We start from the raw sequence: 13611 nt of genomic DNA on the forward strand, positions 1-13611 counted from the left end.
TTGTCGGCCTGGCGGATCAGCGCCTGGTTGGCCTGGGCCTGCAGCCGCGAGTCGAGGGTGGTGGGCCCCCCCCCCCCCGCGGCGACGTGGCCGGCTGGCCCGGTTTCGAGGACGGCACCTGGTGGGTGCAGGACGCCGCTGCCGCCGTACCCGTCCGATTGCTGGCCCCGCAGGCCGGTGAGACGGCGCTGGACATGTGCGCCGCCCCCGGCGGCAAGACGATGCAACTGGCCGCGGCCGGTGCCGTGGTCACCGCCCTGGACCGGTCCGAGGCCCGGCTGAAACGTCTGCACCGTAATCTGGCCCGGGTCGGGCTGGAGGCCGAGGTCGCGGCCTTCCCGGCCGAGGACTGGCTGGACAGCCGCACCTATGACGCGGTCCTGCTGGACGCTCCCTGCACCGCCACCGGCACCTTCCGGCGCAATCCCGAAGTGCTGCGCGCCACCAAGCCGGCCGAGGTGGCCAAGCTGGCCGATGTGCAACACCGTCTGCTGGACGCCGCCGCCGAGCGTGTCGGGCCGGGCGGACGGCTGGTCTATTGCGTCTGTTCGCTGGAACGCGAGGAGGGCGAGACCCAGATCATCGCCTTCCTGCGTCGCAACCCGGCCTTCCGCACCGTGGCTGCCGATCCCGTGGCCGTGGGGGCCCCGGCCGAGGCCCTGACCCCCGAGGGCTGGCTGCGTATCCTGCCGTCGATGTGGGCCGAGCGCGGCGGCGTCGACGGCTTCTTCGTCGCCAGGCTGGACCGGATCTGACGCCAGGGGCCGGCGCGGCCGCGAGGTCACGCTTGCCCCTCGCGGCCAGCCGTCTTATCCCGGGTCCATGTCCACGCCCCTGATCTGCCCGTCGATCCTCGCCAGCGATTTCGCCCGTCTGGGTGAGGAGGTGGCCGCGATTGAGGCGGCCGGTGCCGACTGGGTCCATGTTGACGTCATGGACGGGCATTTCGTGCCCAACATCACCCTCGGTCCGGACGTGGTGAAGGCCCTGCGGCCGCACACGAGCCTGCCGTTCGACGTGCATCTGATGGTCGCCCCGGTCGATCCGTGGCTGGAGGCCTATCGTGAGGCCGGGGCCGACATCCTGAGCGTCCACCCCGAGAGCGGGCCACACCTGCACCGGACCCTCGGGCGCATCCGCCAGCTGGGCGCGAAGGCGGGGGTGGTGCTGAATCCGGGCACGCCGCTGGCGGTGCTGGAGGATGTCATCGACCTGGTCGACCTGGTGCTGATCATGTCGGTCAATCCCGGCTTCGGCGGCCAGTCCTTCATCGACGCCTCCCTGCGCAAGATCGAACGGGCCCGGGCCCTGCTGGATACGGCCGGGTCGGCGGCCCACCTGCAGGTCGACGGCGGGGTTACCGCCGCCAACGCCGGGGCCTGTGTCGCCGCCGGGGCCGACGCCCTGGTCGCCGGAACCGCCGTGTTCCGCGGCGGGCCGTCCGCCTATGCCGCCAACATCCAGGCCCTGAAGGGAGCCGCGTGAGCCCCGTCGGTCCTTTCGCCCGCAAAGAGGCCGACACGCCCCCGGCCGGGGAAATCCCCGGTCTGCGCGGTGCGCCGATGCGCACGCCGGTCCGTTCGGCCGGTGCCACGACCGGGCCCGGTCTGTGGCCCGCCATCGTCGGCCGGCTGCTGACCCGGCAGCTCTGGATCGAACTTTACGGCCTGCCCGGCTACGGCCTGACCCTCGGGGGCGGCAGGGTGACGGCCTTTGCCGCGACGCCGCGTGACTTTCGCCCGGCGGATCCGGCCCTGGGCAAGAGTATTCTCGGCGGTCGTTTTGCCCTGTCCGGCTTCAACCTCGACGCCCCGGCCCCGGCCGATCCGTGGAACCGGCCCAGCCCGAACCGCGGCTTCGCCGTCGAACTGCACAGCTTCAACTGGCTGTCCGCCCTGATGCTGGGGGGCGAGCGCGGCGCGCGCGAGGCCCTGCGGCTGACCCTGGCCTGGGATGACCTGTTCAGTCGCTGGTCGCCCTTCGCCTGGTCGCCGGACATACTGGCGCGGCGGGTCTATGCCCTCGCCTGCGCCGCCCGCCGTATGGGGGGGGTGGCGACCGAGGCCGAACGCCTGCGGCTGGCCGAGAGTCTGGGCCGACAGGCCCGCCAGCTGTTGCGCCCGCCCGGTGGCCTGGCCGGCAAGGCCGAACGTCTGGTCGCGGCGGCCGTGGCCGGTTGTGTTCTGGCCGGTCCGGCGGGCCTGGCGATCCGCAAGGCGGCGGTGAAACGCCTGCCCCGGGCCCTGAACGAGACGGTCGGGGCCGACGGTGGCCATGCCTCGCGCAGTTCCGAGGCCGGGCTGGAGCTGCTGCTGGACCTGCTGACCCTCGACGACGCCCTGGCCCAGCTGTCGGAACCGGCCCCGGACGCCGTTCGCGACGCCATTGCCCGGCTAACCGCGGGGCTCAATGTCCTGACCCTGCCCGACGGCCGGCTGGTGGCGATGCAGGGCGGCGGCCCGTCGACCGCGGCCCGCGTCGCCGCCGCCCGGGCCGATGAAGAGACCGCCCTGCCGGCGTCCGGGACCTCGGTCGCCGGGATCGTGCGCATCCAGAGCCCGCTGCTGACGATCGTGGCGGACGCCGCCCCGGCCGGACGGGGGGCCTGGTCGGCCGCCGCCTGTGCCCAGCCACTGGCGCTGGAAATCGTCTGTGGCCGCGACCGGCTGATCTCGGGCTGTGGCTGGACCCCGCGTGCCGGGGATCGCCAGGGCCTGCGGCTGACACCGGGCCATTCGACCCTGACCCTGGGCGAGACCTCGATCGCCGAACCCCTTGGCGGCTGGAAGGCCGATTTGCTGGGCCCGCGCCTGGTCGGCCGGCCATTGCATGTCGAGGTCGAACAGCGAGACGGCGAGGGGGCGGTGTGGCTGGAGGTTCAGCATGACGGCTGGGTGCCCGCCTATGGCCTGCTGCACCAGCGCCGCCTGTATCTCGACCAGAGGCTCGACGAATTGCGGGCCGAGGAGCGGCTGTATCCGGCTCCGGGCCAGTCCGAGGTGGTCCGGATCATCGCCGCCCCCTATGCGGCCCGCTTCCAGCTGGAACCGGGGGTCCAGGCCTCGCTGGCCCGGGATCGCCGGTCGATCCTGTTGCGCGGCCATTCGGGCCGGGGCTGGTGGTTCCGCACGGACGGCCCCGATGTGGCCATCGAGCCTTCGGTCCATGTCGAGGACGGCCTGACCCGGCGGTCGCTGCAGATTGTCGTGCGTGGCTCGGCCCGGACCGACTCCGAAACCAAGATCCGCTGGAAGCTGAGTCCGGCCGGGGCGGCGGGCGATCCGGTCTAGAGGGTGACGCCCGGGGCCCGTGGTGCTAGAGCCGCGCCCATCGCCTCCCCGACATCTGCCGAACGGACACGTCCAATGCCCGCCGCTCCCGACTTTCCGCCTGCGCCCGACCGGGTGAAGCCTGTACGCGCCCTGATCTCCCTGTCGGACAAGGCCGGGCTGCAGGCCGCGGCCAGGATCCTGCATGACCTGGGCGTCGAACTGGTCTCGACCGGGGGCACGCGGGCGGCGATCGCGGGCTTCGGTCTGCCGGTCAAGGATGTGGCCGACCTGACCGGCTTTCCCGAGATGATGGATGGCCGGGTCAAGACCCTGCACCCGGTGGTGCACGGCGGCCTGCTGGGGGTGCGCGATGCGGCGGCCCACGCCGAGGCCATGACGACCCACGGCATCGGTCCGATCGATATCGTCTGGATCGACCTGTATCCGTTCGAGGCTACGGTGGCCGCCGGCGGCGGCTTCGAGGCGGCGGTCGAGAACATCGACATCGGCGGCCCGGCCATGATCCGTTCGGGGGCCAAGAACCACGGTTATGTCGCGGTCTGCGTCGACGCCGAGGGCGTGGCAGAGGTCACCGCGGCCCTGCAGGCTGACGGGGCCACCACCCTGGCCCTGCGCAAACGGCTGGCCGCCCGGGCCTTTGCCCGCACAGCCGCCTATGATGCGGCCGTCTCGGGCTGGTTCGCTGGCCAGGTCGGGGATGCGGCCCCGGCGCGCAAGACCATCGCCGGCAGCCTGGCCCAGACCCTGCGCTACGGCGAGAATCCGCACCAGACGGGGGCCTTCTACCGCACCGGCCTGATCCGGCCGGGCGTGGCCCATGCCGAACAGATCCAGGGCAAGGAGCTGGGCTACAACAATATCGCCGACGCCGATGCGGCCTATGAGCTGGTGGCGGAGTTCGACGCTCCGGCCTGCGTCATCGTCAAACACGCCAATCCGTGCGGCGTGGCCATCGGCCATGACCTGCTCCAGGCCTATGGCCGGGCGCTGGAATGCGATTCCGTCTCGGCCTTCGGCGGGGTCATCGCGGTCAACCGGTCGCTGACCGGGGCTGACGCCCGGGCCATCACCGAGATCTTCACCGAGGTGGTGATCGCCCCGGGGGCCGACGCCGAGGCCCGGGCCGTCTTCGCCGCCAAGAAGAACCTGCGTCTGCTGCTGACCGACGGCCTGCCGGATGCCCTGGCCGAGGGTGAGGTGTTCCGTTCGGTGGCCGGGGGCTTCCTGGTCCAGTCGCGCGACCGCACCCGGATCACCGCCCAGGACCTGAAGATCGTGACCCGGCGCCAGCCGACCCCGAGCGAGGTGCGCGACATGCTGTTCGCCTTCACCGTGGCCAAACACGTCAAGTCGAACGCCATCGTCTATGCCCGTGACGGCCAGACGGCGGGCATCGGGGCCGGTCAGATGAACCGCCGCGACAGCGCCCGGATCGCCGCCATCCGCGCCGCCGAGGCCGGGGAGGCCAAGGGTCTGGCCCGGTCGCTGGCCCAGGGCTCGGCCTGTGCCTCGGAAGCCTTCTTCCCCTTCGCCGACGGCCTGATCGAGGCCGCCGCCGCCGGGGCCACCGCCGTGATCCAGCCGGGTGGGTCGATGCGCGACGCCGAGGTCATCGCCGCCGCCGACGAGGCCGGCCTGGCCATGGCCTTCACCGGGGTACGGGTGTTCCGCCACTAGTCTGGTTAAGGGCGCTATCGCTCACGACGCGGTCGTTCGCTGCTTGAGCGCATTTCCTGGGCGCTATGTTCGCCGCGCGGCGGCTCACAGCTTGAGCGCCCTCTCGCGACTCCGGGCTGTTTGAGTGTGGCGGGGACGGCTAGGCTCGCGTCCATGGACACACTGGCTTCCCGCTGGGCGAAACTCGCGCCCCACACCACGGTCACCGGGCCGGACGATGATCGGCCGCGTCCGGCGGTGCTGCTGTTTCACGGCTGCGGCGGGCTCAGGGACCATCTGCCCCTGTATGCCGAGGCGGCGAAGGCGGCGGGCTGGCGCGCCTATACCGTGGATTCCTATGCCGGGCGCGGCTTCGGGCGGACCTTTGCCCTGGCCACGGTCTGCACCGGCCTGGTGCTGCGCGGGGCCGAACGCGGCGGCGATGTTCTGGCCACCCTGTACGGAGTCTCGCAGAAGCCCGAGGTCGACAGTGACCGCATCGCCATGGCCGGCTGGAGCCACGGCGGCTGGGGCATTATGGAGGCGATGAGCGCCAACCGGTCGGGGCCCGGCCTGACCCTGTCCAATCCCGGAGATGTCAGCCTCGATCCGGTGATCGCCGCCTATCTGGCCTACCCCTATGTCGGCTTTCTGGCCCGCAACCGGATGCAGCCATGGCGACACTGTCCCCGGACCCTGGCGGTGATCGCCCGCACCGACCACCTGACCAGTGTGCGCAATGCCGAGCGGGTCCATGACATGGTGCGCAACTGCGGGGCCGAGGTCGAGACCTGGATCGCCGAGGGCACCCATTCCTTCGACGAACCGACCAGCGCCCCGCCGATGCGTCACGATCCCGACCTGACGGCCGAGGCGGTGCGCCGCTTCCGCGCCCTGCTCGAGGATGTGGCGGTCGCGCCGCGCACCTGAGTCCCGGGCTAGACCGGCTCGATGCGGACCTCGGCGTGGATGGAATTGGCGATGTAACAGGCCGCGTGGGCCCGGTGGTGCAGGGCCTCCAGCGCCGCGCTGTCAGGGCGGGCCTCGCCCGAGAAGACGGCGGCGGGCCGCAGGGTGATGACCGTGATCGAGGTCTTGCCGCGATCGTCGCGACCCAGCAGGCCGGTGGCGGCATCGCGGTAGCTGTCGATGACGAAGCCGTCCTTGCGGGCGAAGGCCAGGAAGAACAGCATGTGACAGCTGGACAGGGCCGCCACCAGCGCCTCCTCGGGATCGACGGCCGCGAGGTCGGACATCGGGGCCGGGACGCTGGTCGGGGCCGAGGAGCCGCGCACCACGGTCCCGCCATCGAAGCGCCAGTCGTGGCCGCGCGAATACAGATTGTCGGCGAAATCCTGGTCGCCCCGGCTCCACTCAATGATCGCTTCGTGCGTGCTCATGCCCGTCTTCTCCGTCAGTCGGCCAGGACCGTATAGGTCATCCGCGCCCGTATTTCGAAACCCAGCGACCGGTAGAAGGCGATGGTCGCGTCGTGGCCGTCAAAGGCGTGCAGGAAGACCGAGTCTCCCGTCGCCAGAATCTCGCCCGCCACCGCCCGCGACAGGGCCGCCGCCAGCCCCTGACCGCGATGGTCCGGATGGGTGCAGACGCCGCTCAGCTCGGTGAAGCCGTCGACCCGCAGGCGGCGACCGGCCATGGCGATCAGTTCGCCGTCCCGCTTCACGCCGATAAAGGGGCCCAGATTGCGCGTCTTCGACCGGAACGGACCCGGCTTCGTCAGGGTCGCCAGCGCCAGCATCGCCGGGGCATCGGCCTCGGTCAGGGTCTCAAACGGCAGGTCGCGACCGCCGGGCGTCAGGGTTGTGGCCATCATCTGTACCAGGGCGATGCGGCGCGCGACGGGGACGGCCTCGGGCAGGACGGCGGCCATCGGGCTGCCCTCGGCTTCGACGAGGCCGGCCCCCGGATGGCACCGGGCCAGCGCCCCCAGCCGCGCGACGCTGGCGGGTGAGCCATCGGCGGCGGCGAGGAAGACCCCGACCTCGGGGGCGATGCGCACGGCCAGGGTGTCGGAGTCCGGCGTCGTGAACGGCGACAGCCGGGTGGTCAGGGCGTTCCAGACGGCACGGTCAAGAGGATGGCTCATGACAGCCGCTGTAGAATCGAATTGTCCCGGGTGGAACGGGTCGATTCAATGCGACGTCCGGAAACCGCCCTCGTGACGGTTAGCCCCGCCAGAATCCGACGATCTTCTTGACCTCGGCCACGACCGGGTCAGCGATGGCGGCAGCGCGTTCGGCCCCGTCCCTGAGCACCCGGTCGATCTCGGTCGTATCGGCCATCAACCGGCGCATCTCGCTGCTGACCGGGGCCATGGAGGCCACGGCCAGCTCGGCCAGTTTCGGCTTGAACACGCCGAAGCCCTGGCCGCCGAACTCGGCCAGCACCGCCTCGCGGCTCATCCCGGCAAGGGCGGCGTAGATGGTGACCAGATTTTTGGCCTCGGCCCGGTCGGCGAGACCCTCGAGGGTCTCGGGCAGGGGCTCGGCGTCGGTGCGGGCCTTGCGCACCTTGGCGGCGATGGTGTCGGAGTCGTCGGTCAGGTTGATGCGCGACTGGTCCGAGGGGTCGGACTTGCTCATCTTGGCCGCCCCGTCGCGCAGGCTCATCACCCGCGGGGCCGGCCCCTGGGTCAGGGGCTCGGGCAGGGGGAAGAAGCCCGGCGCATTGAAGTCGGTGTTGAATTTCTGGGCGATGTCGCGGGTCAGTTCCAGATGCTGTTTCTGGTCCTCGCCGGTCGGCACCTCGGTGGCCTTGTAGAGCAGGATGTCGGCGGCCTGCAGCACCGGATAGGTGTAGAGGCCGACGCTGGAGCGTTCCTTGTGCTTGCCCGACTTCTCCTTGAACTGGGTCATCCGGTCCAGCCAGCCGAGGCGGGCGACGCAGTTGAGGATCCAGGCCAGTTCCGAATGGGCCCGCACGGCCGATTGCGGGAAGATCACCGACCGGGCCGGGTCGAGACCCGAGGCCAGATAGGCGGCGGCGATCTCGCGCGTCTGGGCGGCCAGCAGGGCCGGGTCCTGCCAGACGGTGATGGCGTGCAGGTCGGCCACGAACAGGAAACAGGGCGCGCCCTGGTCCTGCAGTTCGGTGAACCGCTTCAGCGCCCCCAGATAATTGCCCAGATGCAGGGCTCCCGACGCCTGGATACCGCTGAGGATGCGGCGGGGGCCGGTATAGGCGGGCGGCGGGGCGGCAGGCGCGGTGGGGTCGTACATGCCCGCGCAGATGCCTTACCCCCGGGCTCAGGGCAAGGGTCTAGCGGCGGCTGCGGCCCAGCATGACCTTGACCTCGGCGACGGTCAGGGCGCGGGTGGCGAAGGCCAGGGCGACATAGGTCAGGCCCCCGGCCCCGGTCACCAGCATCAGACCCAGTTCCTTGGCTCCGTGATCCAGACCGGCCAGGGCCAGGGTTTCGGCGAGCGGGACCTCGACCAGGGATCGGGCCGAGGCGGCCAGGCCGACGACCACGGCGAGGCCGGCGCTGGCCAGGCCGATGCGGGCCAGACGCGAAAACGCCGCCGTGCTCGGACGGTAGAGGTTGCGCCGCCACAGGGTGAAGCCCAGCAGGCCGGCATTGGTCCAGGCCGCGGCGCTGACGGCGGCGGCGATGCCGGACACGCCCATGCCCAGGTTGAACAGGGCAATGGCCAGGCCGGCGTTCACCGCCACCGACACCAGGGCGAACAGCATCGGGGTGCGGGTGTCGCGGCGGGCGAAATAGGCGGGGGCCAGGATGCGGATCAGCACGAAGGCGGGCACGCCCCAGCCGAACTGGAACAGGGCCCGGGCGGTGTTGACGGCATCGATCTGCAGGAAGGCCCCGCGGGTGAACAGGGCGTCGATCAGGAAATAGGGCATGGCCATCAGGGCCGCGGCAGCCGGCAGGGTCAGGGCCATGGACAGGGTCACGGCCTCATCCATCGAGGCCTGTTGCTGCCCGTGATCCTCGGAGGCGACGGCCCGCGACAGGCGCGGCAGCAGGGCGATGCCGATGGCCACGCCGACGAGGCCGAGCGGCAGCTGGTACAGCCGGTCGGCCGTGGCCAGCCAGGTCCTGCCGCCGGCGACGAAGCTGGACAGGTTGCCGGAGATGAAGACGTTGATCTGGGTCGCCGAATTGCCGATCGCGGCGGGGACGGCGGTGATGATGATGGCCTTGACCGCCGGGCTCAGCCGCGGCCAGGCGAGGCGGATGTCGGCCCCGGCCTTGCGGGCGGCCCACCAGCACAGGCCGGCCTGGGCCACGCCGGCGACCAGCACGGCCCAGGAAGCGGCATAGGCCGCGCCGATCTGGTCGCCCTGGGCCGGGATCACGGCGGCCAGCATGATCAGGTTCAGCAGGATCGGATAGGCCCCGGAGACGATGAACCGGCCGCGGGCATTGAGCACGCCGCTGAGCAGGGCCGCCACCGCCATACAGGGCAGATAGGGCATGGTGATCTGGGTCAGGATTACCGCCAGCTTGAACCGGGCCGGGTCGTCGAGGAAGCCGATGTTGATGACCGTCATTAGCCACGGCATGGTCAGCTGGGCGATGATGGTCAGGATGACGGTGGCGGCGGCTACCGTGGCCAGGGCATCGGTGGCGATCTTGTCGGCCACGGCCGCGCCCTCGGTTTCCAGGGTCTTGGAATAGGCGGGGACGAAGGCGGCGGCAAAGGCCCCCTCGGCGAAGATACGGCGGAACAGATTGGGGAAGTTCAGGGCGGTATTATAGGCGTCGGCGGCCGGTCCGGCCGAGGCCCCCAGGGCCGCCGAGATGACCACGTCGCGGGCAAATCCGGCGAAGCGGCTGACCAGGGTCAGGCTGCTGAAGATGGCCGAGGAGCGCATCATGCCGCCGCCCTTGCCGGGCTTTGGCCCGGTGGCCGGACGATCGTTGTCGATGGATGAGGCCATCGAGGGCAGGGCGGGATCGATCGGCGTGTCGTCGGTCCGTCGGGGGGGCTGGCTCACGGGTGAACGATCCGGGTCAAGGGGCGATGATCCGCTTAGCGTGGTTCCGGCGCGGGCGATACGGTCCGGCTGCGGCTCAGATCGGATACATCGCGGGCGCTGGCGCGGGCGGGGGTGACGGCCCGCCCGGCCGGGGCCGCCAGACGCTGGTCCAGGACCGTCTCCAGGGCGGTGCGCAGGGCATCGGTACGGCTGCCCACGGCCGGTTTCAGGCCCTGATCGTCTACGACATAAAAACTGTCCACGGCCCGTTCGCCAAAGCTGGCCACATGGGCCGATCGGATCGACAGCCGGTGCGTCGACAACACCCGGGCGAGTTCGGCCAGCAGGCCGGGACGGTCGGCTCCGGACACCTCGATGACCACGGCGGTGTCGCTGGCCCGGGCGTCGATCAGGACCACCGGCCGGACGCGGAAGGCGGCGCGGCGGCGGCTGACCTCGACCGAGGCGGCCGGTTCGGGAGCCACGTCACGACGGGCGGCGGACTCCAGCCGGGCCAGCAGGCGTTTCAACTGCCTCGGCTCGGCCCGGCCATAGGGCAGGCCGGCCCCGTCCTGGACCTCGAACACATCCAGGGCCGTGCCGTCCCCGGCTGTCGCGACCCGGGCCCCGACCACATCGGCTCCGGCACCGGACAGGGCGGCGGCCAGGGCGGCGAACAGGCCGGGCCGGTCCCGCGCCGCGACGGCGATCCGGGTGGTGGCGGCATCGTCGCCGGGGCCGGGCGGCAAGGCTTCGACCGCGGCCCCGGCGGTGCGGGCCCGGTCGACCAGGGTCGGGAATTCGGCGAGCGGATCGTCGCGCCGCACGTCCTCACCCCGGAACAGGGCCTCGGTACGATCATAGAGGTCGCGCATCAGCTGCCCCTTCCAGCTGTTCCACACGCCCGGACCGACGGCGCGGATGTCGGCCACGGTCAGGACCAGCAGGGTGCGCAGGTGTTCGGGGTCACCGACCAGATCGGCGAAGGCGCGGATCGTATCGGGGTCGGAGACGTCGCGTTTCTGGGCATAGTCGGACAGGGCCAGGTGGTTGCGTACCAGCCAGACCACCAGTTCGATGCGACGACTGTCGACGCCCAGCCGTTCGCAGGCGCGGCGCGCGGCGATGGCCCCGTCCTCGAGCTGGCCACGATCGCCGCCCTTGCCGACGTCGTGCAGCATCATGGCCAGCATCAGGGCCTCGAAATCCCCGATCCGGTGGACGATGCCGGTCGACAGCGGATGGTCGGTCTTCAGCTTGCCGCGGGCGATGTCATTGATGATGCCGATGGCCTGCAGCGTGTGCTCGTCGACCGTATAGGCGTGGTACATGTTGAACTGGGTCTGGCCGACGATCCGGCCCCATTCGGGCAGGAACCGGCCCAGCAGGCCGGTCTCGTTCATCAGGGTCAGGACCCTGTACGGCCTCTGGCCATGGGCCAGGATGTCGAGGAAGGTCCGCGCCGCCTGCGGGTCGCGGCGCAGCGACGGCGTCACCAGCGACAGCGACCGGGTCACCGCCGAAAAGGCATCCGGGTGCAGGTCGAGGTCATGGGTATCGGCGACGCGGAATAGGGTCAGCAGTTTGAGCGGATCGCCGGCGAAGACGTCGGCTCCCGTCACCGACAGTCGGCCGCGATCCTCGACGAAGCCCTCGACGCCCAGCTTGCGCCGCCGCCCGGGGATCAGGCGCGACAGGCTGAGGGCCGACTTCTGCTGGCGGGCTTCCAGCTTGGCCGACATGGCCCGGGTCAGGGCACCGACGTCTCGGGCGACGATGAAATAGCGGCGCATGAAGCGCTCGACCGCCGGTTCGTCGCCGCGCCCGCGCCAGCCCATGCGTCGGGCCACCTCGGGCTGGAGGTCGAAGGTCAGTTTTTCCTCGGCCCGCCCGGCGGTCAGGTGCAGATGGGCCCGCACCCGCCACAGGAAGTCGAACGCCTCCTCAAAGGTGCGGCGCTCGCGGCTGGTCAGCAGGTCATCCAGCACCCGCGCGCCCAGCGGACTCTCCGGGGCCAGGGAACGGGCGATCCAGAACAGGGTGTTGAGGTCGCGCAGCCCGCCCTTGCCGTCCTTGACGTTGGGTTCGACCCGATAGCGGACGGCCCCCGACTTCTGGTGGCGGGTGTCACGCTCGTCCAGTTTGGCGGCGATGAAGGGGCGGGGGTCGGCACGGGCGACCTGGGTGCGGAAGGTGTCGATGAAGCTGTCGGTCAGGGCCCGGTCGCCCGCGAGGGGGCGGGCTTCCAGCAGGGCGGTGCGCACGGTCATGTCGCTGCGCGCCAGGGCCAGGCAGTCATCGACCGAGCGGGTCGACTGGCCCACCTTGAGGCCAAGGTCCCACAGGACATAGAGGATGAATTCACCCACCGACTCCGTGCGCGGCGTGGTCTTCCACGGCCGCAGGAACAACAGGTCCAGGTCGGAGAAGGGGGCGAGGACGCCCCGCCCGTAGCCGCCGACGGCGATCAGGGCCAGTCGCTCGGCCTCGGTCGGATTGGGGGCCGGATACAGGACCTCGGTCGTGAATTCCCACAGCGCCAGCAGCAGGTCATCGGCGGCCGCGCAATACAGGCGGGCGACCTCGACCCCCGGCTGGCCGGCGGCGAGTCGTGTGGCCACCCGGGCGCGGGCCGCCTGGTAGTGCTGACCCAGGATCGCGGAGACCGTCGCGCGCACATCGGGCGTGTCGACGGCGGCGGCGAGCGAACCGGCGAGGGGGTGGGTCACCGGCCTGCCAGACCCTTGAGTCGATACAGGGCTTCCAGGGCCTCGCGCGGGGTCAGGGAGTCGGGATCGAGGCCGGTCAGGGCCTCGTCCACCGCCGAGGCCCGAAACGGTGCGGCCGCGGGCTCGGCCAGGGCGAACAGCGGCAGGTCGTCGAGCCGGACATGGGCGGCCTTGTCGGTCTCGAGCCGGTCCAGCACCTCGCGGGCCCGGGCCACGACTGCGGCCGGCACCCCGGCCAGTTTGGCGACCTGGACGCCATAGGAGCGGTCGGCGGCCCCGGGCGCGGCTTCATGCAGAAAGACCAGTTCGCCATTCCATTCGCGCGCCCGCATCGACAGGTTGCAGACGTGGTCGAGCCGGTCCTCCAGCCGCGCCAGCTCGTGATAGTGGGTCGCGAACAGGGTGCGGGCGCGGTTGTGGTCGTGCAGGGCCTCGGCCGTGGCCCAGGCGATGGCCAGGCCGTCATAGGTGGCGGTGCCGCGGCCGATCTCGTCCAGTACCACGAAGGACCGGTCGGTGGCCTGGGTCAGGATGGCGGCGGTCTCGACCATCTCCATCATGAAGGTCGAACGGCCCCGGGCCAGGTCGTCGCCGGCCCCGACGCGGCTGAACAGCCGGTCGACCACACCCAGCCGCATCGCCCGGGCAGGCACGAAGGCTCCGGCCTGGGCCAGGACTACCAGCAGGGCGTTCTGGCGCAGGAAGGTCGACTTGCCGGCCATGTTGGGGCCGGTGACGATCGACAGCCGGGCCCCAACGCGGTCACCCGCGGCGGCGTCCGACCCGTCCAGCGCACAGTCATTGGGCGTATAGGGATCGCCGGCGGCCTTGACCGCGGCCTCGACCACCGGATGGCGCCCGCCCTCGACCTGAAAGCCGGTGCTGTCGTCGAGCACCGGGCGCACGGCACCGACCTCCTCGGCCCATTCGGCCAGGGCGGCGTGGGCATCCAGCTCGGCCAGGGCCTCGGC

General features: G+C 71.2%; 10 protein-coding genes and 1 pseudogene. 5 read left to right on the forward strand and 6 right to left on the reverse strand.

Translation table 11 applies throughout. The annotated features are described in order from the left end of the window. From PSV00_RS11580 to PSV00_RS11600, 5 genes are all read left to right on the forward strand, one after another. Positions 1 to 755: RsmB/NOP family class I SAM-dependent RNA methyltransferase (locus PSV00_RS11580; protein ID WP_300447334.1), on the forward strand; the 755-nt coding region annotated here is incomplete at its 5' end. A 67-nt stretch (positions 756 to 822) separates the two neighbouring features. Then, entirely contained in the window at positions 823 to 1485 is a 663-nt protein-coding gene (rpe, locus tag PSV00_RS11585) for a ribulose-phosphate 3-epimerase (RefSeq protein WP_300447337.1), read from the forward strand. Beyond that, positions 1482 to 3290, forward strand: coding sequence for a heparinase II/III family protein (locus PSV00_RS11590; RefSeq protein WP_300447339.1), 1809 nt, complete (start codon positions 1482 to 1484; stop codon positions 3288 to 3290). The genes rpe and PSV00_RS11590 overlap by 4 nt, the downstream gene beginning before the upstream one ends. Positions 3291 to 3365: 75 nt before the next feature. Beyond that, positions 3366 to 4970, forward strand: a complete 1605-nt coding sequence (gene purH / locus PSV00_RS11595; protein ID WP_300447341.1) for a bifunctional phosphoribosylaminoimidazolecarboxamide formyltransferase/IMP cyclohydrolase — start codon at positions 3366 to 3368, stop codon at positions 4968 to 4970. 153 nt (positions 4971 to 5123) lie between these two features. Then, positions 5124 to 5879 carry a dienelactone hydrolase family protein gene (locus PSV00_RS11600; RefSeq protein WP_300447343.1) on the forward strand — a complete coding sequence of 252 codons (756 nt, stop codon included), beginning with the start codon at positions 5124 to 5126 and terminating at the stop codon, positions 5877 to 5879. 8 nt (positions 5880 to 5887) lie between these two features. Here PSV00_RS11600 and PSV00_RS11605 read toward each other — a convergent pair whose 3' ends face one another. The 6 genes and pseudogenes from PSV00_RS11605 to PSV00_RS11630 all read right to left on the reverse strand — a co-directional run. Continuing rightward, on the reverse strand, positions 5888 to 6349 hold the full coding sequence (locus PSV00_RS11605) for an OsmC family protein (RefSeq protein ID WP_300447346.1): 462 nt from the start codon (positions 6347 to 6349) through the stop codon (positions 5888 to 5890). 14 nt (positions 6350 to 6363) lie between these two features. Then, entirely contained in the window at positions 6364 to 7056 is a 693-nt protein-coding gene (locus tag PSV00_RS11610; RefSeq protein WP_300447349.1) for a GNAT family N-acetyltransferase, read from the reverse strand. Positions 7057 to 7135: 79 nt separating this feature from the next. After that, positions 7136 to 8188, reverse strand: coding sequence for a tryptophan--tRNA ligase (gene trpS, locus PSV00_RS11615; RefSeq protein WP_300447352.1), 1053 nt, complete (start codon positions 8186 to 8188; stop codon positions 7136 to 7138). A 40-nt stretch (positions 8189 to 8228) separates the two neighbouring features. Further along, on the reverse strand, positions 8229 to 9872 hold the full coding sequence (gene murJ, locus PSV00_RS11620; protein ID WP_300447359.1) for a murein biosynthesis integral membrane protein MurJ: 1644 nt from the start codon (positions 9870 to 9872) through the stop codon (positions 8229 to 8231). Positions 9873 to 9964: 92 nt separating this feature from the next. Further along, positions 9965 to 12640 (reverse strand): [protein-PII] uridylyltransferase, encoded by a 2676-nt coding sequence (gene glnD / locus PSV00_RS11625; RefSeq protein WP_300447355.1) that lies wholly within the window; start codon positions 12638 to 12640, stop codon positions 9965 to 9967. Next, a pseudogene (locus PSV00_RS11630) lies at positions 12637 to 13611 on the reverse strand (DNA mismatch repair protein MutS); the annotation flags it as partial. The pseudogene PSV00_RS11630 and the gene glnD, both read right to left, overlap by 4 nt.

Source organism: Brevundimonas sp. (genome assembly GCF_029945885.1).
Lineage (GTDB): Bacteria > Pseudomonadota > Alphaproteobacteria > Caulobacterales > Caulobacteraceae > Brevundimonas.

Coding starts and splice junctions, on each gene's coding strand:
- rpe (WP_300447337.1), top strand. CDS start 823: ATGTCCACGCCCCTGATCTGCCCGTCGATCCTCGCCAGCGATTTCGCC.
- purH (WP_300447341.1), top strand. CDS start 3,366: ATGCCCGCCGCTCCCGACTTTCCGCCTGCGCCCGACCGGGTGAAGCCT.
- PSV00_RS11600 (WP_300447343.1), top strand. CDS start 5,124: ATGGACACACTGGCTTCCCGCTGGGCGAAACTCGCGCCCCACACCACG.
- PSV00_RS11605 (WP_300447346.1), bottom strand. CDS start 6,349: ATGAGCACGCACGAAGCGATCATTGAGTGGAGCCGGGGCGACCAGGAT.
- PSV00_RS11610 (WP_300447349.1), bottom strand. CDS start 7,056: ATGAGCCATCCTCTTGACCGTGCCGTCTGGAACGCCCTGACCACCCGG.
- trpS (WP_300447352.1), bottom strand. CDS start 8,188: ATGTACGACCCCACCGCGCCTGCCGCCCCGCCGCCCGCCTATACCGGC.
- murJ (WP_300447359.1), bottom strand. CDS start 9,872: ATGGCCTCATCCATCGACAACGATCGTCCGGCCACCGGGCCAAAGCCC.